Source organism: Streptomyces sp. NPDC053069 (assembly GCF_044546895.1).
In the GTDB taxonomy this organism is placed as follows: domain Bacteria; phylum Actinomycetota; class Actinomycetes; order Streptomycetales; family Streptomycetaceae; genus Streptomyces.
On the sequence record NZ_JBITZN010000008.1, the window covers coordinates 12,960 to 34,597 of the forward strand.

The window sequence follows — 21,638 nt, forward strand, 5'->3', positions numbered from 1 at the left end:
GGATTTTCTGGTGAGAGGATTTGAACTGATCACAACTGGGTCACTAGGGTCTGGGCTCGAACCTCCGAACGGGTGATCACTCACTCACTCACAAGAAGGAGTTCGTCCTCCGTGGCGTCCCACCGTCGACCCAAACAGCAGAGTCGCGCCCGCGTGACCGTGCTGACCACCGCAGCCGCCGCAGCCGTCGTGCTGAGCGCGAACGCCGCCAACGCCGCGCCGAAGCTCAGCAAGGACCAGGTCAAGGCCAAGGTCGACAAGCTGTACGAGGAGGCCGAGCAGGCCACCGAGAAGTACAACGGGGCGAAGGACAAGCAGCAGAAGCTGCAGAAGGAAATATCCACGATCCAGGACAACGTCGCCCGGGGCCAGGAGGACCTCAACAAGCTCCGCGACGGCCTGGGCTCGCTGGCCACCTCGCAGTACCGCACGGGCGGCATCGACCCCTCGGTCCAGCTGTTCCTGTCCTCCAACCCGGACGACTTCCTCGACAAGGCCTCCACCCTCGACCAGCTGAGCGCCCAGCAGGTCGACGCGCTGAAGAAGATCCAGGACAAACAGCGCGAACTCGCCCAGGAGCGGGCCGAGGCCACCGAGAAGCTCAAGGACCTCTCCGCCACCCGCACGGAGCTGGAGAACAAGAAGAAGGAAGTCCAGGGCAAGCTCGCCGACGCGCAGAAGCTGCTCAACACCCTGACGGCCAAGGAGAAGGCGGACCTGGCCGCCCAGCAGCAGCGCGCCGACCGCTCCTCCAGCGAGCGGGTGCACCTCGGCGACACCCCGCCGGCCTCCGGCCGTGCCGGGGCGGCCTTCTCCGCCGCCCAGAGCCAGATCGGCAAGCCCTACGTCTACGGTGCCACCGGCCCGTCCTCCTTCGACTGCTCGGGCCTGACCTCCTGGGCCTACGCCCAGGCCGGCGTCTCCATCCCGCGCACCTCCGAGGCCCAGGCGACCATCGGCCCCCACCTCTCCATGAGCCAGCTCCAGGTCGGCGACCTGGTCTTCTTCTACGGCGACCTGCACCACGTCGGCCTCTACGCCGGCAACGGCCAGGTGCTGCACGCCCCGCACACCGGTGCCGTGGTCCGCTACGAGGCGATGGCCGACATGCCGTTCCAGTTCGGCGTCCGGGTGAACTGAGGCACCCGCGGCACCCGCACACGGTGACGTCCGAACGGGCGAATCCCACGGACCGAGGCTGACTCCACGCCCCGCCCATGACCTGCGTCAGCGGCGGGGCGGCGGCGTTTTGTGCCGTCGCCGGCCTTGGCTCGGCGCCCTTCCCTGCGGCTACTGTCTGCCGCGTTTCCCCGGCGCCGGGGCCTCCCCGTCCCCAGGCGCCGGGGGAGCGGTATCCGTCCGCCAGCAGAAGGACTGCCGTGGGGTCTCATCGCCGCCTTGCCTCGTCCGGATTCGACCGGGGCGCCGCCGCTCTGTGTGTGCTGTCGGCCGCGGCCGCCGCACTCGGCGCCGTACCGGCGCACGCGGCGCCGCGCGGCGACACCCGTGCCGAGGTGGACCGGCTCTACCAGGAGGCCGAGCAGGCGACCCAGGCCTACGACAAGGCCCAGGAGCAGGCGGGCACGCTGCGCCGCGAGGTGCGCGACGCCCAGGAGCACGTCGCGCGGCTGCAGCAGCGCATCAACGGCCTGCGTGAGCAGCTCGGTTCGCTGGCGGGCGCCCAGTACCGTGCGGGCGCCGTCGACCCGGTCGTCGCGCTGCTCTTCTCCGACGACCCCGGCGGCTATCTCGACAAGGCGTCCACCCTCGACCGCATCGGCGTCCAGCAGGTCGGGCGGCTGCGGGAGTTGCGCTCCGCGCTGCGGGATCTGACCCAGGAGCGCACGGAGGCGGCCGGGAAGCTCGGCGCGCTGGAGAAGAGCCGCAAGGCGGTGGCCGCGCACAAGCGGACCGTGGAGACCAAGCTCGCCAGGGCCCGGCGGCTGCTCAACTCGATGCCCGTCGCCGACCGCGCCGCCTACGACCGGGTCTCGCGCTCCGACGGCCCCGACCGCCTCGACCTGCACCTTCCCGACCTGACCGGTCCCGTCCTCCCCGACGCCCGTGCCGCCGCCGCGGTGGCCGCGGCCCGCTCCGCCCTCGGCCGCCCGTATGTGTGGGGTGCCAACGGCCCCACGGGCTTCGACTGTTCGGGCCTGATGCAGTGGTCGTACGCGCACGCCGGGATCCAGCTGCCGCGCACCTCGCAGGAGCAGCGCTTCGTCGGCCGGCAGATCCCGCTGTCCGAGGCCCGCCCCGGCGACCTGGTGGTCTACCGCTCCGACGCCAGCCACGTCGGGATGTACGTCGGCAACGGCCAGGTCATCCACGCGCCCTATCCGGGGGCTGCGGTGCGTTACGACCCGGTCGGGATGATGCCGATCTCGTCGGTGACCCGGCCCTGACCGCGCCGCTCGCCGTTACGATCGGGAAATGGCTGGTCGCAGACGGGGGTGGAGCATCGGGGCCGTGGGCCTCGCTCTGCTGCTGTCCCTGGCCGGGTGCGGCGGTACGGGGACCGACGAGGCCCGTACCGAGGTGCAGCACCTGCTCGACCGGCGCTCCGCCGCCCTCCTCGGCCACGACGGCACGGCGTACGACGCGACGGGCGTCCCGAGCGAGTACACCCGGCTGCGCGCCCTCCCGCTGGCCTCCTGGAGCTACAAGGTCACCGCCGTGCGCCGTACCTCCTCCGGCGCCACCGCCGACGCCGACCTGAACTACCGCGTCGCGGGCTACGACAAGGCCCCGGTCGACGCCCGCCGCACCCTCACCCTCGGCCGCACCGCCGACGGCAAGTGGTACGTCACCTCCGACAGCCCGGCGAAGGGAGCCGGGCAGCAACTGTGGGACCAGGGTCCGGTGACCGCCGTGCGGGGCGCGCACAGCCTGGTGCTGGGCACCGGCCTGACGGCCACCGGGCTGAGCGGCTACGCGGCTCTGGCCGACCGCGCGGTCCCGGCCGTCTCCCGGGCCTGGGGCACCGGCTGGAGCCGCCATGTCGTCGTCCTCGTCCCGCGGTCCCTGAAGGACATGGGGGGCCTGCTGGGCTCGCCCGCCGCCAACTACCGGGGCATCGCGGCCGTGACCACCGGTGAGGCGGGAGGGTCCGGCCGGGCGCCCGCGGACCGGGTGGTCGTCAACCCGGAGGCGTACGCCGTCCTCGGTGACGTCGGCAAGCAGGTGGTGCTCACCCACGAGACCACCCATGTGGCCACCCGCGCGCAGACCACCGCCGCCACCCCGCTGTGGCTCTCCGAGGGCTACGCGGACTGGATCGGCTACCTCGGCACCGGCCGCACCCCCACCGAGGCCGCGCCGGAACTGACCCGCGCCGTCCGGGACGGTCACGCGCCCACGGAACTGCCCTCCGACAACGACTTCGGCTTCACCAGCGACCCGGCCGAGCTGGCGCAGGCGTACGAGGGCGGCTGGCTGGCCTGCCGGATGATCGCCGCGCACTGGGGTACGGCCCGGCTCGGCGCCTTCTACCGCGCCGTGGGCGCCCACGAGAGGCGGGCGGGCGCGGTCGAGGACGCGCTGAAGAAGGTGCTCGGCACCACTCCGGAGGCGTTCACCGAGCGGTGGCGGGAGTACGTCAGGTCACAGCTCGGCTGAGCGTCGCGGCCTTCCACTCCGTATGGCAGGCCCCCGCGATCCACACCGCCCACATCAGGAGCCGACCGGGGTCTGCCGGGGCCGGACGGGCCGGGGCGGCACGGGTGCGGCGGGGGCCGGGGGCACGGTCGAGCACCACAGCCGGCGGGCCGCCGAGAGCGAGGCCACGAGCAGCAGGCCGTTGCGCACCGCCATCAGCAGGACGCCGTACCGGTCGCTCACCACCACGTGCGAGAAGCCGAGCGGGAACTCCAGGACCGTCACGAAGGACGCGGCCATCACCAGCAGCGCGGGCGCCCCCATCCGGCTCGCCCGGTACGACACACAGGCCGCGGCCAGGCCGATCAGCCACACCAGGTACTGCGGGCTGATCACCCGGCTGGTGACCGTGAAGAGCAGGACGGCGGTGAAGGCCGCGTCCGCGAGCATGTGCGGCGCCGTCAGGTCCGCCCGCAGCCGCCACAGCAGCAGCCAGCCCAGTGCGACCCCGGTCAGCGCCAGCGCCGCCGCGCTCACCTGGTCCACGTACGGGCCGAGGAATTCCACCGACCCGTAGTTCAGCAGCACCTCGCCCGGCCAGCCGAAGTGCCGGGCCACATGGAAGGCCAGGCCGCCCAGCGACTCCACCTCGGTGCCCCGCTCCCGCTGGAAGGTCAGGAAGGCGAAGGCACCCGGCATGGACACCGAGAACAGCGCCGCCAGCCCGGCCCCCGTCACCGCCGCCGACGCCCACGCCCGCCGCCGTACGGCCCCGGCCAGCAGCAGCGCCGGCCACACCTTCAGCAGCGCCCCGAACGCGGCCAGCGCGCCCATCACCCGGGGCCGCCGGGCCCCGGCGAGCAGTGCCGCCACGGCCACCGCGGTCACCATCACGTCGTAGCGCGCGTACACCGTCGGGCCGAGCAGCGCCGCGCCCGCCACCCACACCCAGGCGCCGTGCAGCGACCGGCCGGGGCGCCGGCCCGGACCCAGCAGCAGCGCGAGCACCACCACGTCGGCGAGGAACGCCAGCACGTAGAAGGCGTGCGCGTAGGACAGGAAGGGCAGGGCGTCGGGGGAGCGGATCGCCAGGGCGGCGGCCGGCGGGTACTGCCACGTCACGTCGTCCAGCGGAAACGTTCCTTGCCGCAGTACCTCGTACCAGCCCCGGTAGATCACCGACACGTCCGCGGTGACGTCCGGGCCCGGGAAGGCGAACACCCGGAAGACGCACAGCAGCAGCGTCGCGCGGGTGGCGCCCCAGGTCGCGAGCAGCCATGCCAGGGACCGCGCGGTGCCCTTCGTCTCCACGTGCTCCCCTGCCGTTCGATTCCCGCTTCGATTGACGCGTCGCGGACCATGATGTCCTGCCCGGCTGTGCGCCTGCCACAGACTCGGCCGCGCCCGGCCCATTGGGTAGGGTCGGCAGCGATGCACAAGACCCTCATCGTCACCAACGACTTCCCGCCCCGGCCGGGCGGCATCCAGGCCTTCCTGCACAACATGGCCCTGCGCCTGGACCCCGGCCGGCTGGTCGTCTACGCCTCCACCTGGAAGCGCGGCCGGGAGGGCGCGGCGGCCACGGCCGCCTTCGACGCCGAGCAGCCCTTCACCGTCGTACGCGACCGTACGACCATGCTGCTGCCCACCCCGCAGGCGACCCGGCGGGCCGTGCAGCTGCTGCGCGAGCACGGGTGCACCTCGGTGTGGTTCGGCGCGGCGGCCCCGCTCGGCCTCATGGCGCCCGCACTGCGCAGGGCCGGCGCCGAGCGGCTGGTGGCCACCACCCACGGTCACGAGGCCGGCTGGGCCCAGCTGCCCGCCGCCCGGCACCTGCTGCGCCGGATCGGCGACTCCACGGACACGCTCACGTATCTGGGCGAGTACACCCGCTCCCGCATCGCGACCGCGCTCACCCCGCAGGCCGCGAGCCGCATGGTCCAGCTGCCGCCCGGCGTCGACGAGAAGACCTTCCACCCCGACTCCGGCGGCGACGAGATCCGCGCCCGCCTGGGCCTCACCGACCGCCCGGTCGTGGTCTGCGTCTCCCGCCTGGTCCCGCGCAAGGGCCAGGACACCCTGATCCGGGCCATGCCCCGCATCCTCGCCGCCGAGCCCGACACCGTCCTGCTGATCGTCGGCGGCGGGCCGTACGAGCGCGATCTGCGGCGGCTGGCGGCCGAGACCGGTGTGGGCGGCTCCGTCCGCTTCACCGGCGCCGTCCCCTGGTCCGAACTCCCCGCCCACTACGGCGCCGGCGACGTGTTCGCCATGCCCTGCCGAACCCGCCGGGGCGGCCTGGACGTGGAGGGGCTGGGCATCGTCTACCTGGAGGCGTCGGCGACGGGCCTGCCGGTGGTGGCGGGGGATTCGGGCGGGGCCCCGGACGCGGTGCTCGACGGGGAGACCGGATGGGTGGTCAGGGGCGGCGACCCGACGGAGGCCGCAGAGCGGATCGTGACTCTCCTGGGCGACCCCGAGCTGCGCCGCCGCATGGGCGAGCGCGGCCGCCAGTGGGTCGAGGAGAGGTGGCGCTGGGACCTGCTGGCGGAGCGGCTGAAGGCTCTGCTGTAGTGCAGCGCCCCGCAAGGGGCGCGGGGAACTGCGCGACCAGCCACAGACAACCCGCAGCCGCCGACGACGAGTCCCCACCCCTTCCTGCGGCGGCCCTTGGCGGAACCCGATAATCCGCCCATGCTGCGCCCATGACAGCAAACCTGATGAGACGTCAGCTGACAAGGCGTCACATACTCGGAATGGCCGCACTGCAGACCGCGGCCGCCCTCGGTTTCACCCGCATCGGCCTCCAGTCGGCCCGAGCGGCACAGCCCGGCACAGTCGAGAACGCCCCGGCGATCGTCATGGGGTCCGGCTACGGCGGCGCCGTGGCCGCCCTGCGCCTCGGCCAGGCCGGCATCCGCACCCTCGTCCTGGAAATGGGCCGCCTGTGGAACACCGCGGGCGGCGACGGCAAGGTGTTCTGTTCCACCGCCGCCCCCGACCAGCGCTCCATGTGGTTCCGCACCCGCACCGAGGCCCCGCTCGCCACCTTCCTGTGGCTGGACGTGGTCAACAAGGACATCAGTCCCTACCCGGGCGCCCTGGACCGCGTGCACTACGACCACATGTCCGTCTACGTCGGCCGCGGCGTCGGCGGCGGCTCCCTCGTCAACGGCGGAATGGCGGTCACGCCCCCGAAGCCGTACTTCACCGAGCAGTTCCCGACCGTGGACGCCGACGAGATGTACGGCACCTACTACCCCCGCGCCCGCGCCATGCTCGGCGTCAACACCATCGACCCGGCGTGGTTCGAGTCCACCGAGTGGTACCGGTTCACCCGCACCTCCCGGAAGGCCGCCGGCAACGCGGGCCTGAGGACCACCTTCGTACCGAACGTCTACGACTTCGGCTACATGCAGCAGGAGGCCGCCGGTACGGCCACCAGGTCGGCCCTCGCCGGCGAGGTCATCTACGGCAACAACCACGGCAAGCGCAGCCTCGACAAGACCTACCTGGCCGCCGCCCTCGGTACCGGCAACGTCACCCTGCACACCCTGGAGAGGGTGACGTCGGTCAGCCGGGCGGGCGACGGGTCGTACGTCCTGACCGCCGACCGGATCGACACCACCGGCGCGGTCGTCGAGACCAGGCAGTACAGCTGTACGTATCTCTTCCTCGGCGGCGGCAGCCTCGGCACCACCGAACTCCTCGTACGGGCCAGGGACACCGGCACCCTGCCCGACCTGAACTCCGCCGTGGGCGCGGGCTGGGGCACCAACGGCAACACCATGCTCGCCCGCGCCAACCACGTCTGGGACACCGTCGGCGCCAATGAGGCCACCATGCCGGTGATGGGCATCGACGACTGGGCCAACACCGACAACCCGGTCTTCGCCGAGATCGCCCCGCTGCCCATGGGCTTCGAGCACTGGATCAGCCTCTACCTGGCGATCACCAAGAACCCGGAACGGGCGTCCTTCACCTGCGACCCCGCCTCCGGCACGGTGAGACTCGGCTGGACCGCCGCCCAGAGCGCGGTGTCGGTGAGCATGGCCAAGAAGCTGTTCGACCGGATCAACCTGGCCAACGCCACCATCTACCGCTACGACCTGTTCGGCTCGGCCGGCAAGGTCTTCGCGGACGACTTCACCTACCACCCCCTCGGCGGCTGCGTCCTCGGCAGGGCGACCGACGACTACGGCCGGGTGAAGGGGTATCCACGCCTCTACGTCACGGACGGCTCGCTCGTGCCCGGCAACATCGGCGTGAACCCCTTCGTCACCATCACCGCGCTCGCCGAACGCACGATGGCGCGGGTCCTCGCCGAGGACACCGCGCCATGAGGCAACTGCCGGACTACTTCTGGTAGATGGCCTCGATCTCGTCCGCGTAGTCCTTCGCCACCACGTTCCGCTTGAGCTTCAGCGACGGGGTGAGGTGGCCCGACTCCTCCGTGAACTGGGAGGACAGAATGCGGAACTTCCGCACCGATTCCGCCTTCGACACCGCGGCGTTGCCGTCGTCGACCGCCGCCTGGATCGCCGCCTGCAGATCCGGGTCCTCGCGCAGCGACGCCGCGGTGGAGCCCGCCGGCTTGCCGTGCTCGGCGGCCCAGCGGCCCAGGAACTCCTCGTCGATGGTGACCAGCGCGCCCACGAACGGCCGCCCGTCGCCCACCACCATGCACTCCGCGACCAGCGCGTGCGCCCGGATCCGGTCCTCGATCACCGCCGGGGCCACGTTCTTGCCGCCCGCCGTGACGATGATCTCCTTCTTGCGGCCGGTGATCCTGAGGTAGCCGTCCTCGTCCAGGGTGCCGATGTCACCGGTGTGGAACCAGCCGTCGGCCAGCGCCTCCGCGGTCGCGCCCGGGTTGTTCCAGTACTCCTTGAACAGGTGCTCGCCGTGCAGCAGCACCTCTCCGTCGTCCGCTATCCGCACCACCGAGCCCGGCAGCGGCTGGCCGACCGTGCCGATCTTCTGCCGGTCCCACGGGTTGAACGCGGTCGCCGCACAGGACTCGGTCAGGCCGTAGCCCTCCAGCACGGTGAAGCCGATGCCCCGGAAGAAGTGGCCGAGCCGCTCGCCCAGCGGGGCACCGCCGGAGATGGCGTACTCGCCCCGGCCGCCGAGGACCGCGCGCAGCTTGCTGTAGACCAGCCTGTCGAAGACCTTGTGCTTGATCTTCAGGCCGAACGACGGACCGGAGGCGCTGTCCAGCGCCTTGCTGTAGGCGATCGCGGTGTCCGCCGCCTTGTCGAAGACCGCGCCCTTGCCGTCCGCCTGTGCCTTGGCCCGCGCGGAGTTGTAGACCTTCTCGAAGACGCGCGGCACACCGAGGACCAGCGTCGGACGGAAGGCGGCCAGCTCGTCGGTGAGGTGCTTGATGTCCGGGACACAGCCCAGCTTGATCGGCGCCATCATCGGGGCGATCTGCACCAGCCGGCCGAAGACGTGCGCGAGCGGCAGGAACAGCAGGACCGAACACTCGCCGGTGCGGAACAGCGGACGCAGCCGCTCCACGATGTTGCCGCACTCGGCGAAGAAGCTGCGGTGGGTGAGCACACAGCCCTTGGGGCGGCCGGTCGTACCGCTCGTGTACACGATGGTCGCCGGGTCGTCGGCCCGGGCGAGCGAGCTGCGCTCCTCGACCGTCTCGTCCGACACGTCCTGCCCGAGCCGGCCCAGCTCCTCCACACCGCCGGCCTCGATCTGCCAGACGTGCTTGAGGGCGGGCAGCGACTCGCGCACCGACTCCACGGCCGCCGCGTGGTTGTCCAGTTCGACGACGCACGCGGTGGCGCCCGAGTCGGACAGGATCCACTGGACCTGCTCCGGCGAGCTGGTCTCGTACACCGGCACCGTGATCGCGCCCGCGCTCCAGATCGCGAAGTCCATGAGCGTCCACTCGTACCGGGTGCGGGACATCAGGCCCACCCGGTCGCCCGGCTGCACACCGGCGGCGATGAGGCCCTTGGCAGCGGTGTGCACCTCGGCCAGGAACTCCCGGGCGGTCACGTCCTGCCAGGCGCCGCCGGACTTGCGGGCGATGACGGCGACGTCGGGATGCTGCGCGGCGTTTCTGCGGACGATGTCGGTCAGGTTGCCGTCCGCAGGGACCTCGTACAAAGCCGGAAGGCTGAACTCGCGCAAGACTGCTGCTCCTCATAGGGCGCCGGCGCCACGACACTGTGTGATGCGACGGTGCGGTCCACGGCTCGGGCAAGTGCTCGGGAATTCAGCTGTTGAAATCCAGAGCACGACTGGACTGCCCGGACGTTACCCGTCGGTATGGCGTTCCCGACAGGGGGTTCCGGCGAGATGTTCGCTGCGTCACACATGTTGGCGTTCCTTCGCGCACAGTAGTCCACGGCTGAAGCGACCGGCGAGTAACCGCAGGCCGGGCCGACACTGTTCACGCAGATCCCGCAGGCCTACGCTTGATCACCATGGCATCCACACGCTCCGGCACCCGAAGGACGCGCGTGCACGTGGTCAGTGACGTGCACGGCAACGCCCGTGATCTGGCCCGGGCCGGCGAGGGTGCCGACGCCCTGATCTGCCTGGGCGACCTCGTGCTCTTCCTCGACTACGCCGACCACTCGCGCGGCATCTTCCCCGACCTGTTCGGCAAGGAGAACGCCGACCGCATCGTCGCGCTGCGCACCGCCCGCCGCTTCGAGGAGGCCCGTGAGTTCGGCGCCCGGCTGTGGGCCGGCATCGGCGCGGACCGGGCCACGGCCATCGAGACGGCGGTGCGCAAGCAGTACGCCGAGATGTTCGCCGCCTTCCCCACCCCGACGTACGCCACCTACGGCAACGTCGACATGCCGCCCCTGTGGCAGGAGTACGCCCGGCCCGGCACCACCGTCCTCGACGGCCAGCGGGTCGAGATCGGCGGCTGGACCTTCGGCTTCGTCGGCGGCGGCCTGCGCACGCCCATGCGGACGCCGTACGAGATCAGTGACGAGGAGTACGCCGCGAAGATCGAGGCGGTCGGCGAGGTCGACGTGCTGTGCACACACATCCCGCCGGAGGTCCCGGAGCTGGTGTACGACACGGTCGCCCGCCGCTTCGAACGCGGCAGCCGCGCCCTGCTGGCCGCGATCCGCCGCACGAGACCCCGCTACTCGCTCTTCGGCCACGTCCATCAGCCGCTCGCGCGCCGCATGCGGATCGGCGCGACGGAGTGCGTGAACGTGGGCCACTTCGCGGGGACGGGCCGCCCCTGGGCGCTCGAATGGTGATCAACGCGCCAAGGACGGTCGTCGGCAGGCCATGTGGGGTGACCGGCGGGACACGGGGTGAAGGCGGCAGGTCGGCGGCGCGGTAGCCTTCACGCTGCACACACGTGCGCACGACGACCTCTGTACCGGCCCGCATCTGGAGGAGCCACGGCGATGGCGGAACACACCAGCTCGAGCATCACGATCGAGGCGGCACCGGCCGACGTCATGGGGGTGATCGCCGACTTCGCCCGCTACCCGGACTGGACGGGCGAGGTGAAGGAGGCGGAGGTCCTCAAGACCGACGACCAGGGCCGCGCCGAGCAGGTACGCCTCGTCATGGACGCGGGGGCGATCAAGGACGACCAGACGCTGGCCTACACCTGGACCGGCGACAACGAGGTCTCCTGGACCCTGGTCAAGTCGCAGATGCTGCGCTCCCTGGACGGCTCGTACGTCCTCAAGCCCAGCGGTCCCGGCGCCACCGAGGTCACCTACCTCCTGACGGTCGACGTCAAGATCCCCATGCTCGGCATGATCAAGCGCAAGGCGGAGAAGGTCATCATCGACCGCGCCCTGGCGGGCCTGAAGAAGAGGGTGGAGTCGGGGGAGAAGTAGTCACCCCGGTCCGGCACCCGCGCGCGACGGTACCGTTCACCCTCATGCGCACCATCCTGATCACGGGCCCGGGCGGCAGCGGCCGTACGACCATCGCTGCCGCCACCGCACTGCGCGCCGCAGGGGAAGGCACCCGCACCCTTCTGCTCGGTGCCGACCGCACCGACACCCTCGGCGCCGCGCTGGGCTCCGCGACAGGACCGGCGCCCACGGAAGCCGCCCCCCACCTCACCACCTGGCGCCCCGACGCCGCCGAGCGCTTCCGCGAGGACCTCACCGCCTTCCAGGCCCGCGCCGCGAACGTCCTCGACCTGCTCGGCGCCGCCCGGCTGGACGCCGAGGAGGTCACCCCGCTGCCCGGCGCCGAGGAGCTGTCCTTCCTGCGCGCCCTCCGGGACGCCGCCCTCTGCGAGCGCTACGACCTCCTCGTCGTCGACCTCCCGCCCCTCCCGCAGGCCCTCGCCCTGCTCGCCCTCCCCGAGGAGCTGCGCCGCTACCTGCGCCGCCTGCTCCCGCCCGAGCGGCAGGCGGCCCGCGCCCTGCGCCCGGTCCTCGGCCGGCTGGCCGGCGTCCCCATGCCCGCCGACTGGCTGTACGAGACCGCGGCCCGCTGGGACGTCGAACTGGCCGCCGTCCAGGCCGTCCTCACCGACCGGAACACCGCCGTACACCTGGTGGCCGAGCCCGGTCCGGCCGGCGCCGACGCCGTACGCGCCGCCCGCCTGGGCCTCGCCCTGCGCGCCCTGCGCACCGAGACCCTGATCGCCAACCGCGTCCTCCCCGAGGCCACCGGCGACAGCTGGTTCTCCTCCCTCCTCGCCCAGCAGCGCAAGACGCTCGCCGACTGGCAGGAGGAGCCGTACGACGTCCACCCCGTCCCCCACCTCGGCCGCGACCCCCGCGGCACCGACGACCTCACCGCCCTCGCCCCGCCCGCCGTCAACCCGTCGCCCGCCCCGGTCGAGTGGCCCGTCGCCGACCGGATCGCCGAGGACGGCGTGCTGGTCTGGCACATCCCGCTGCCCGGCGCCATACGCGACGAGCTGGACCTGATCCGGCGCGGCGACGAACTCGTCATCACCGCGGGCCCCCACCGCCGCCTCGTACCGCTGCCCTCCGCCCTGCGCCGGTGCACCGTCGCCGGCGCCGCCCTGCGCGAGGGCGAACTGCGCATCCGCTTCGCCCCGGACCCGGACCTGTGGCCCGCGGGCGGACGGTGAACCGGGCACGCCCGTTCGGGTAACGTCGTAAAGGCGAACCGTAGTCAGGAGTCCGCCATGAGCGAAGAGCGTCCCGCATCCGACTCGTCCGAGGAACAGGAACACGGGAAACAGAGCCGGGCGACCGACGCCGACGCCTGGGCCACGGCCTGCGAAGAGGACCTCGCCGCCGAGAAGGCCCGCCGCCGCGCCGAGTACGGCCCGCAGCCGGGCTCGGCCGCCGAGGAACTGAAGAAACTCGTGGACACGGTGGCCGACAAGCTGTCCGGCCTCTCGTCACCGCTCCTCGGCAGCCTTGCCGGACCGGCCGCCCAGCAGATGGTGCGCCAGGCCGTCCAGCAGGCCAAGGCCGCCGTGGAGCCCGTCATAGACCGCAACCCGGACGTCTTCGACCACCTGGCCGCGGCCGGCGGCGAACTGCTCGCCGCCTACCGCTCCGCCGTCCAGGCCCAGGAGCGGCGCTGGACCGCCCGCACGGCCGACGACCTCACCCGCGAGGGGCCGGACGGCCGGCGCGACCGGGGCGAGGGCACCGGCCCAGGGGAACGCATCGACCTGGACTGAAGCCCTTCCACGGCAGGGCCTCGGGTACGGTTGGCCGTAGCGGGGCTCGACCGAAACTGAGGGATTCATGGGACTCACCATCGGCGTCGACATCGGCGGCACCAAGATCGCGGCCGGCGTGGTCGACGAGGAAGGCAACATCCTCTCGACCTTCAAGGTGCCGACCCCCACCACGCCCGAGGCCATCGTGGACGCCATCGCCTCGGCGGTGGAGGGTGCGCGCGCCGGGCACGAGATCGTCGGCGTGGGCATCGGTGCGGCCGGTTACGTCAACCGGCAGCGCTCCACGGTGTACTTCGCGCCGAACATCGACTGGCGCCAGGAGCCGCTGAAGGAGAAGGTCGAGGCCCGCGTGGGCCTCCCGGTCGTGGTCGAGAACGACGCCAACGCCGCCGCCTGGGGCGAGTACAAGTTCGGCGCCGGCAAGGGCCACCGCAACGTCATCTGCATCACGCTCGGCACCGGCCTCGGCGGCGGCATCATCATCGGCAACAAGCTGCGCCGCGGCCACTTCGGCGTGGCCGCGGAGTTCGGGCACATCCGGATGGTCCCGGACGGCCTGCTGTGCGGCTGTGGTTCCCAGGGCTGCTGGGAGCAGTACGCCTCCGGCCGCGCCCTGGTCCGCTACGCCAAGCAGCGCGCCAACGCCACCCCCGAGCACGCCGAGATCCTGCTCGGCCTCGGCGACGGCACCCCCGACGGCATCGAGGGCAAGCACATCTCCATGGCCGCCCGCCAGGGCGACCCGGTCGCCGTCGACTCCTACCGCGAACTGGCCCGCTGGGCCGGCGCCGGCCTCGCCGACCTGGCCTCCCTGTTCGACCCGTCCGCCTTCATCGTCGGCGGCGGCCTCTCCGACGAGGGCGAGCTGGTCCTCGACCCGATCCGCAAGTCCTACAAGCGCTGGCTGGTGGGCGGCAACTGGCGCCCCGTGGCCGACGTGATCGCCGCCCAGCTCGGCAACAAGGCGGGCCTGGTGGGCGCGGCAGACCTGGCCCGGGAACCCGACCCGATCATGTGACGTTCCCTTCTCGGGGTGCGGCCACTGCGTGAACCTCAGGGGCGCGGGGAACTGCGCGACCGGCCATTCCACAACCGGCGGTCGCACACGAACCCCGCGCCCCGAGTCATCGGGCGCCCGAACCCCGGGCGCGTCGTACATTGACGCCATGGCAACCCCGCTGCTCCCCAACTCCCGTACCGAACCCGATGGTTCCCCCGTCATCCGCGTCCTGAGCTACAACATCCGCTCGATGCGCGACGACACCCGCGCCCTCGCGAGAGTGATCACCGCCTGCGCCCCGGACCTCGTCCTGATCCAGGAGGCCCCCCGCTTCTTCCGCTGGCGCAAAAAGCTCGCCCGCCTCGCCAAAGCCACCGGCCAGGCGATCCTCACCGGCGGAGCCACCGCGGCCGGCCCGGCGATCCTCTGCTCGCTCCGGGCCACCGTGGAGCGCACGGAGGACGTCCTGCTGCCCCTCACTCCCGGGCTGCACCGGCGCGGCCTCGCCACGGCGGTGATCCGCTTCGGCGGCGCCCGGCTGGGCGTGATCAGCTGTCATCTCAGCCTGGACGACAAAGAGCGGTACGAGCAGGCCGCCCTGCTCCTGGAGCACCTCGCCGGCCTGGGCGTGGAGCACGCCGTCGTCGGCGGTGACCTCAACGAAGGCCCCGACGGCCCCGCCTTCCGGCTGGTCTCCGCGAGCCTCCGGGACTGCCGGGCCGTGGCTCCCTGGGGCGGCGAGGAAACCTGGCCGCACAGCGAACCCCCCGAGCGCATCGACGCCGTCTTCGCGACGAAGGACATCGAGGTGCTCGGCTGCGGGGTCCCGCTGGACCAGCCGGGCGTCACGGGGGCCGATCTGAAAGCGGCCACGGACCACCTCCCGGTGCTGGCGGCACTTCGCGTACCGGTGGCGTGAGGCCTTCTCTTGAACTAAGTGCAAGAAAGGTCTTGTGCGGCCTGCCTCCGGCCGCCTACAGTCCTTCTTGTACTTAGTTCAAGTAACCAGGAGGGGGGAACCTGATGTCCGGCGAGCGAGAGCGGTTGGCCGCGTTTGTGGAATCGGCGGCGAAGGAGTACGGGGTGCCGGGGGCCGCCGTCGCCGTACTGACGGGCGGCGAGGAAATCCACGTCACGTACGGCGTGACGAACGTGGAACACCCCCTGCCGATCGACGAGCACACCCTCTTCCACCTCGCCTCGGTGAGCAAGAGCTTCACGGCGACCGCGCTGATGCGTCTGGTCGAGCAGGGCAGGGTGGACCTGGACGCACCGGTCCGCCGGTACGTCCCCGACCTGCGCCTCGCCGACGAGGACACCGCCGCCCGGATCACCGTGCTGCACCTGCTCAACCACACGGCGGGCCTGGACTGGAACCTGGTCGACGCAGAGGAGGGCGACGGCTCGCTCGCCGCGTTCGTCGGGCAGCTGGACCGGCTGCCGCTGATCGCGCCGCCCGGCGCCCGTGCCTCCTACAGCCAGGCCGGGTACAACCTGCTCGGCCGAGTGGTGGAGAACGTCACCGGCCTCACGTTCGAGAAGGCGCTGGCCGAACTGGTCCTGCAGCCGCTGAGTCTGACCGACACCGTCTTCGACCTGGACGACGTCGTGGTCCGGCGCTTCGCCGTCGGTCACAAGCGCGCCGAGGACGGCTCCCTCACCCTCGCCCGCCCCTGGAAGTCCCGGCGGGCCGGACTGCGCGGCAACAACCCCGGCGGCGGCATCGTCTCCTCGGCGAGCGACCTGCTGCGCTGGGCACGGTTCCAGCTGGGTGACGGAGAGGGGCTGCTGACCGCCGAAACGCTGCGCCGTATGCAGGAACCGACCGTGGAACTGCGGGGCAGCACGCTCGGCGACGCCTTCGGCATCTGCTGGTTCCTGCGGGACGTGGAGGGCGTGCGCACGGCCGGTCACGGAGGCTCGGGCAACGGACAGTTCGCCGAACTGCTCCTGGTCCCGGAACGGGACTTCGCCGTCGTCTCGCTGTCCAACGCCGACCCGGACGGCTACCAGTTCAACCAGTCGGTGCTGAAGCGGGCGCTGGAGCTCTTCCTCGGTGTGGTCGAGCGGGAGCCCGAGCCGCTGCCGTACGACGAGGAGCGAGCACGGGAGGTCGTCGGGCGGTACCAGATCGACGCCATGAACCTCGACATCGCGGCGGACGGCGACCGGCTCACGCTCGCGGTCGGCATCAAGCCGGAGATCCGCGCGGCGTCGGATGCGGAGATGCCGCCGGACCATCCGGCGGCAGAGATCGGCTTCCTGCCGGGGGACGGCGACGGGTACCTCGTGGTGGAGGGCGGTCTGAAGGGCCAACGGGGCTTCTTCTCCCGCGGGGCCGACGGCACGGTGACCGGGGTGGACCTGGCGGGGCGCCTCTTCACCCGGTCCTGACCCGCTCCGGGGGCCGGGGCGGTGCCGGGTCAGCTTTCGGCGCCGCCCGGCCGCAGTCCCTCCAGCAGTGCCCGCAACCCAGCCGCGTACGTACCGTCGGGTGCGTCGCCGTGCCCCGTAGCCGCAGCCGTGTCCAGCCGGGCCCGCAACCGCGGGAACGGCTGCGCCACCTGCGCCGCCCTGGCCAGCGTTTCCTTGAACTGCTCCTCGGCGTCCCCGCCGGCCCTGCGCACCTTGCGCGTCAGTGACGTCACCGCGGACGCGCCCAGCGCATTGCCGAGCACATACGTCACCAACGCCCCCGCCGCCCGGTCCGCCTCCTGCGCCGGGAAGCCGGCGGTCTCGAAGACGCCGAGGAGATGGTCGTCGTAACGGGCCTTGCCGGTGCCGTAGAGCAGATGGGAGCCGATCGCCTGCACCAGCCACGGATGCCGCACGAGCATCGCGTGCAGCCGGTCGGCCATCGCCGTGGCGACCCCCCGCCAGTCCGCCGCGTCGAGCGCCGGCAGCTCGACCTCGTGCCACACCCGGTCGGCGGCGAGCAGCACGAGGTCGTCCTTGTTCTTGACGTGCCAGTAGACGGCGGTCGCCGCGGCCCCCAGCCGCTTGCCCAGACTGCGCATGTTCAGGCCTTCGAGGCCCTCGTCGTCCAGAAGCTCCACGGCGGTCCGGACGATCTGTTCCGGGGTCAGCGTGTCGCGCGGCATGGGCTCACGATAGGTGAGTCACCACGGACTTGTACAAAGTTCAGACCACCGCGCCCCGCCCGGGGTCGTCGTCCTCCTCGTCGTCCGTGCGCATGCGCATCACCAGCGTGGCGAAGCCGCCGAGGAAGCCGCCGATGCCGAGGGTCGTCAGCCACCAGGTCATCTGCCAGCCGAACAGCACCGCCAGCAGCAGCAGGATCGGCCCCCCGACGACACCCAGCCAGGCGAACTTCGCCGTGGTGTCGGCGGTCGGCAGCGGCGGCGGCTCCGGCGGGACGAAGTGGCCCTCGTCGTCCTCGTCGAAGTCGTCCTCGGACGGCTCCGCAACGGAGTAGTCGCGCGGGCCGACACCGGGCGCGAAGGAGACCGAGCTGCCCAGCGGCCGGACCGGCGCCTTGTCGGTGTCGCCCCCGGCGTCCTTCTCCGGCTCCGGCAGCGCCAGGTCCTCCACCGGCTTGAAGGGCTTGGCGCCCGGCGGATCCGGCGGCTCCTCGCCGTACCCGGCGACGATGGCGCGCCAGGCGGCGTCCTCGTCGAAGGGCACCTTCTGCTCGTCCGGCTCGCGGCCCTCGCGGTCCTCGCGGTCGGACTCGTGCTCAGCCAACTGTGGCCGTCCCTTCCTTGCCGAGACTGGGTGCGAGCCGGCCGATGAAGGCGAGGCTCTCCTCGAAGACCCGGTCCGCATCCTCGTCCAACGTCGCCACGTGGTAGCTGTGTTCCAGCACGATCTCCGTCACGTTCGTGGACGACACCCGGCTCAGCACCCGGGCCGAGTCGGCCGCCGGGACCACATGGTCCTGGGCGCTGCGCAGCAGCAGCAACGGCTGGGTGACCTGGGGCAGCTCGCCGTCCAGCCGGCGCAGGAACACCCGCAGCGAGTGCGCCGCGTGCAGCGGCACCCGGTCGTAGCCCAGCTCGGCCGCGCCCGGCTTCGCGATGTCGCTGGCGATGCCCTTCGTCGTCCGCACGAGATGCCGCGCCACCGGAAGGGCGTACGCCGACAGGCCGTGCACCTTGTTCGCCGGGTTGACGAGGACGACACCCTGCACCCGCTCGCCGTGCCGGGCCGCGAGCCTGAGCGCCAGGGCGCCGCCCATCGACAGACCCGCGACGAATACCCGGGAGCAGCGCTCGGCGAGGACGCGCAGCTCGCGGTCCACCTCCGCGTACCAGTCCTGCCAGCCGGTGACCTGCATGTCCTCCCAGCGCGTGCCATGGCCGGGCAGCAGCGGCAGCGACACGGTCAGGCCGTGCGCCGCATGGTGCTCCGCCCACGGGCGCAGCGACTGGGGCGAGCCGGTGAAGCCGTGGCAGAGGAGGACCCCCACCTCCCCGCCCTCGTGGCGGTACGGCTCGGCTCCGGGGAGGACCGGCACCTTCGACGCTCCTGTTCCTGAAGGGGCCCCCGCCGGTGGCCGGCAGAGGCGTGGGACAACGCGCGGATGTGGTTCACCGTACGCGACCGCACTGACACCGACCAGGGTCGTCGGGTCCATTGACGGTCCTCCGGGTTAAGGTCTGTTCGACGGAAACAGGAGGCACACGGGTGTTGTACGGGACGATGAAGGTCGCCATCGGAGGGCCGCTGAAGGTTGCCTTCAGGCCGTGGGTGGAGGGCCTGGAGAACGTACCGGCCGAGGGCGCAGCCATCCTGGCGAGCAATCACCTGTCCTTTTCGGACTCCTTCTTCCTGCCCGCGGTCCTCGACCGCAAGGTCACCTTCATCGCGAAGGCCGAGTACTTCACCACCCCGGGCGTCAAGGGCAGGCTGACGGCGGCCTTCTTCAAGGGCGTCGGACAGCTCCCGGTGGACCGCTCCGGGGCGCGCGGTGCCGGCGAGGCCGCGATCAAGAGCGGAATAGAGGTGCTGGAACGCGGCGAGTTGTTCGGTATCTACCCGGAGGGCACCCGCTCGCCCGACGGCCGCCTCTACCGGGGCAAGCCCGGCGGCCTCGCACGCGTGGCGCTCGCCACCGGCGCGCCGGTCATCCCGGTGGCGATGATCGACACCGAGAAGATCCAGCCGCCCGGCAAGGTGATGCCGAAGCTGATGCGGCCCGGCATCCGCATCGGCAAGCCGCTGGACTTCAGCCGCTACCACGGCATGGAGCACGACCGCTTCGTCCTGCGCGCCCTGACCGACGAGGTCATGTACGAGATCATGAAGCTCTCCGGCCAGGAGTATGTCGACATGTACGCGACGGCCGCCAAGCGGCAGATCGCGGAGGCGGCGAAGGCGGCCAAGGAAGCGGAGAAGGCCAAGGAGGCCCAGGAGAAGGAAGCCGGGAAGAAGAAGGCGGAAGGGTAAGCGGGGATCCGCGGAGCCGGGGGAGTCGGGGGGCCGGGGGACATGCCCGAGCGCGAGCGCGTCATGAGGATGTCGGTCGAGCTGCCGCTGTGGCGCGCGCTCACCGGCTACCGCGTGCTGACCATGCTGTACGCGATCGGCCTGGGGGCCACCAGGCACGGCCTCTACACGCACCCCTGGGTCGCCGTCGGCTACTTCGCCGTCCTGTTCGTCTGGACCCTCGCCACCCTGCCCAGGGTGCGCAACGCGGCGAGCTGCACCAAGGGCTTCCTGACCGTCGACCTGGCCATCGCCCTCAGCGGCGTCCTGATCACCCCGCTCGCCGACAGCCATCAGCGGATCGCGGGCGGCCCCACGCTGCCGTCGATATGGACCGGCGGTGCGGTGCTGGCCTTCGCGATCAAGGGCGGCTGGCGCTGGGCCGCCGCGGCCTCCACGCCGGTCGCGCTGGCGAACCTGGTCGAACGCGGCCATCCCGCCCGGGACACCGTGCACAGCCTGATCCTCCTCTGGGTGGCCTCGATCGCCGTCGGCTACGTCGTGGAGGTCGCCCGTGCCTCCGAGCGCACCCTGGCGCGCGCGCTGGAGATCGAGGCCGCGACCCGGGAGCGGGAGCGGCTGGCCCGGGACATCCACGACGGCGTGCTCCAGGTGCTGGCGATGGTGCAGCGGCGCGGCGCGGTGATCGGCGGCGAGGCGGCCGAGCTGGGGCGGCTCGCGGGGGAGCAGGAGGCGGCGCTGCGCACGCTGGTCTCCGGCGGTCTGGTGCCGGTCTCCCGGGTGTCGGAGGACGCCTCGGCCGGGGCGGTCGTACGGGCCGTGGAGGAGCCGTACGAGGAGGAACCGGACGGCCCGCTCGATCTGCGCTTCCTGCTGGCGCCGTACGCGGGTGCCCGGGTCAGCCTCGCCGAGCCCGGTGCACCGGTCGAGCTGCCCCGGCCGGCCGCGCGGGAGCTGGCCGCCGCGGTCGGCGCCGCCCTGGACAACGTGCGCAAGCACGCCGGGGCCGGCGCCCGGGCCTGGATCCTGGTCGAGGACGAGCCGGACGAGATCGTCGTGACCGTCCGGGACGACGGCCCCGGCATCCCCGAGGGCCGGCTCGTCCAGGCCGAGGGAGAGGGCCGGCTCGGCGTGGCCCAGTCGATCCGAGGGCGGCTGCGCGATCTGGGCGGCAGCGCCGAACTCGTCTCCGTCCCCGGACAGGGCACGGAAGTGGAACTGAAAGTACCGAAGGGCGCCGGTCGGGCGCGGGGGAAGAAGGCGGAGCGGCGATGAGCGAGCAGCAGGACCCGATCAAGGTCATGGTGGTGGACGACCACCCCATGTGGCGCGACGCGGTCGCCCGGGACCTCGCCGAGTCCGGCTTCGAGGTGGTCGCCACCGCGGGCGACGGCGAGCAGGCGGTCCGCCGTGCCAGGGCCGCCGCCCCCGACGTCCTCGTGCTGGACCTCAACCTGCCCGCCAAGCCCGGCGTCCAGGTGTGCAAGGAACTGGTCGGCCACAACCCGGCGTTGCGCGTCCTGGTCCTGTCGGCGAGCGGTGAGCACGCCGATGTCCTGGAGGCCGTGAAGTCGGGCGCGACCGGCTATCTGCTGAAGTCGGCCTCCACCGAGGAGCTGCTGGACGCCGTGCGCCGTACCGCCGTCGGCGACCCCGTGTTCACGCCCGGCCTCGCCGGACTGGTCCTCGGCGAGTACCGCCGGCTCGCCGCCGAGCCCGTGCCCGCCCCCGACACCGACGAGCCCGGGGCGCCCCGGCTGACGGACCGGGAGACGGAGGTGTTGCGGCTGGTCGCCAAGGGCCTGAGCTACAAGCAGATCGCCGAACGCCTCGTCATCTCCCACCGCACGGTCCAGAACCATGTGCAGAACACCCTCGGCAAACTCCAGCTGCACAACAGGGTCGAGCTGGTGCGGTACGCCATAGAGCGCGGCCTGGACGACGAGTAGCGCACCGGAATCACCCTTCCCGCCCCTCCCGATGTGACACGGATCACCACTA

The 21,638-nt window shown here is 72.0% G+C and carries 20 protein-coding genes; 15 read left to right on the forward strand and 5 right to left on the reverse strand.

All coding sequences use genetic code 11. From position 1 onward, the window contains the following. The first annotated feature begins 111 nt into the window (after positions 1-111). The 3 genes from ACIGXP_RS19640 (at position 112) to ACIGXP_RS19650 (ending at position 3,618) form a co-directional block, all read left to right on the forward strand. On the forward strand, positions 112-1,140 hold the full coding sequence (locus ACIGXP_RS19640; RefSeq protein ID WP_363219456.1) for an NlpC/P60 family protein: 1,029 nt from the start codon (positions 112-114) through the stop codon (positions 1,138-1,140). A gap of 239 nt (positions 1,141-1,379) precedes the next feature. Next, positions 1,380-2,405 (forward strand): NlpC/P60 family protein, encoded by a 1,026-nt coding sequence (locus ACIGXP_RS19645; RefSeq protein WP_399769916.1) that lies wholly within the window; start codon positions 1,380-1,382, stop codon positions 2,403-2,405. A 28-nt stretch (positions 2,406-2,433) separates the two neighbouring features. Continuing rightward, entirely contained in the window at positions 2,434-3,618 is a 1,185-nt protein-coding gene (locus ACIGXP_RS19650) for a hypothetical protein (protein WP_399769919.1), read from the forward strand. Between the two features lie 54 nt (positions 3,619-3,672). Here ACIGXP_RS19650 and ACIGXP_RS19655 read toward each other — a convergent pair whose 3' ends face one another. After that, positions 3,673-4,908, reverse strand: coding sequence for a glycosyltransferase 87 family protein (locus ACIGXP_RS19655; protein WP_399769922.1), 1,236 nt, complete (start codon positions 4,906-4,908; stop codon positions 3,673-3,675). 120 nt (positions 4,909-5,028) lie between these two features. On the opposite strand from ACIGXP_RS19655, the gene ACIGXP_RS19660 reads away from it, so the two are divergent. Then, positions 5,029-6,171: a glycosyltransferase family 4 protein gene (locus ACIGXP_RS19660; protein WP_399769925.1), complete on the forward strand. Its 1,143-nt coding sequence runs from the start codon at positions 5,029-5,031 to the stop codon at positions 6,169-6,171. Between the two features lie 182 nt (positions 6,172-6,353). Continuing rightward, entirely contained in the window at positions 6,354-7,940 is a 1,587-nt protein-coding gene (locus ACIGXP_RS19665; protein WP_399769927.1) for a GMC oxidoreductase, read from the forward strand. Positions 7,941-7,953: 13 nt separating this feature from the next. Here the strand turns inward: ACIGXP_RS19665 and ACIGXP_RS19670 are convergent, their stop codons facing one another. Beyond that, on the reverse strand, positions 7,954-9,750 hold the full coding sequence (locus ACIGXP_RS19670) for an AMP-dependent synthetase/ligase (protein ID WP_399769930.1): 1,797 nt from the start codon (positions 9,748-9,750) through the stop codon (positions 7,954-7,956). 296 nt (positions 9,751-10,046) lie between these two features. Here ACIGXP_RS19670 and ACIGXP_RS19675 point away from each other — a divergent pair, with 296 nt between their 5' ends. The 7 genes from ACIGXP_RS19675 (at position 10,047) to ACIGXP_RS19705 (ending at position 16,622) form a co-directional block, all read left to right on the forward strand. Continuing rightward, positions 10,047-10,844, forward strand: a complete 798-nt coding sequence (locus ACIGXP_RS19675) for a metallophosphoesterase (RefSeq protein WP_399769933.1) — start codon at positions 10,047-10,049, stop codon at positions 10,842-10,844. Between the two features lie 153 nt (positions 10,845-10,997). After that, positions 10,998-11,441, forward strand: a complete 444-nt coding sequence (locus tag ACIGXP_RS19680) for an SRPBCC family protein (protein ID WP_363220221.1) — start codon at positions 10,998-11,000, stop codon at positions 11,439-11,441. A gap of 44 nt (positions 11,442-11,485) precedes the next feature. Next, complete coding sequence (locus ACIGXP_RS19685; protein ID WP_399769936.1) at positions 11,486-12,661, forward strand: ArsA family ATPase; 1,176 nt, start codon at positions 11,486-11,488, stop codon at positions 12,659-12,661. A 57-nt stretch (positions 12,662-12,718) separates the two neighbouring features. Continuing rightward, on the forward strand, positions 12,719-13,225 hold the full coding sequence (locus ACIGXP_RS19690; RefSeq protein WP_363220223.1) for a DUF5304 domain-containing protein: 507 nt from the start codon (positions 12,719-12,721) through the stop codon (positions 13,223-13,225). 67 nt (positions 13,226-13,292) lie between these two features. Then, complete coding sequence (locus ACIGXP_RS19695) at positions 13,293-14,246, forward strand: ROK family glucokinase (protein ID WP_031166589.1); 954 nt, start codon at positions 13,293-13,295, stop codon at positions 14,244-14,246. A gap of 148 nt (positions 14,247-14,394) precedes the next feature. Then, a complete protein-coding gene (locus ACIGXP_RS19700) occupies positions 14,395-15,147 on the forward strand; it encodes an endonuclease/exonuclease/phosphatase family protein (protein ID WP_363220224.1) in 753 nt (250 codons plus the stop codon). Positions 15,148-15,251: 104 nt separating this feature from the next. After that, positions 15,252-16,622 (forward strand): serine hydrolase domain-containing protein, encoded by a 1,371-nt coding sequence (locus ACIGXP_RS19705; protein ID WP_399769941.1) that lies wholly within the window; start codon positions 15,252-15,254, stop codon positions 16,620-16,622. A gap of 29 nt (positions 16,623-16,651) precedes the next feature. On the opposite strand, the gene ACIGXP_RS19710 is transcribed toward ACIGXP_RS19705, so the two are convergent. Genes ACIGXP_RS19710 through ACIGXP_RS19720 form a run of 3 tightly spaced genes read right to left on the reverse strand, consistent with a single transcriptional unit; the run spans position 16,652 to position 18,705 of the window. Next, on the reverse strand, positions 16,652-17,329 hold the full coding sequence (locus tag ACIGXP_RS19710; RefSeq protein WP_399769943.1) for a TetR/AcrR family transcriptional regulator: 678 nt from the start codon (positions 17,327-17,329) through the stop codon (positions 16,652-16,654). Between the two features lie 40 nt (positions 17,330-17,369). Continuing rightward, positions 17,370-17,933 (reverse strand): hypothetical protein, encoded by a 564-nt coding sequence (locus ACIGXP_RS19715; RefSeq protein WP_363218949.1) that lies wholly within the window; start codon positions 17,931-17,933, stop codon positions 17,370-17,372. After that, positions 17,926-18,705 carry an alpha/beta fold hydrolase gene (locus tag ACIGXP_RS19720; protein ID WP_363218950.1) on the reverse strand — a complete coding sequence of 260 codons (780 nt, stop codon included), beginning with the start codon at positions 18,703-18,705 and terminating at the stop codon, positions 17,926-17,928. The genes ACIGXP_RS19715 and ACIGXP_RS19720 overlap by 8 nt, the downstream gene beginning before the upstream one ends. A 185-nt stretch (positions 18,706-18,890) precedes the next feature. On the opposite strand from ACIGXP_RS19720, the gene ACIGXP_RS19725 reads away from it, so the two are divergent. The 3 genes from ACIGXP_RS19725 to ACIGXP_RS19735 are packed head-to-tail and all read left to right on the forward strand — an operon-like array spanning position 18,891 to position 21,586. Beyond that, entirely contained in the window at positions 18,891-19,637 is a 747-nt protein-coding gene (locus ACIGXP_RS19725; RefSeq protein ID WP_399770490.1) for a lysophospholipid acyltransferase family protein, read from the forward strand. 42 nt (positions 19,638-19,679) lie between these two features. Further along, positions 19,680-20,912, forward strand: coding sequence for a MacS family sensor histidine kinase (gene macS, locus ACIGXP_RS19730; protein ID WP_363218951.1), 1,233 nt, complete (start codon positions 19,680-19,682; stop codon positions 20,910-20,912). Further along, on the forward strand, positions 20,909-21,586 hold the full coding sequence (locus ACIGXP_RS19735) for a response regulator transcription factor (protein ID WP_360088049.1): 678 nt from the start codon (positions 20,909-20,911) through the stop codon (positions 21,584-21,586). Before macS ends, ACIGXP_RS19735 begins: the two co-directional genes overlap by 4 nt. The last annotated feature ends 52 nt before the right edge of the window (positions 21,587-21,638 follow it).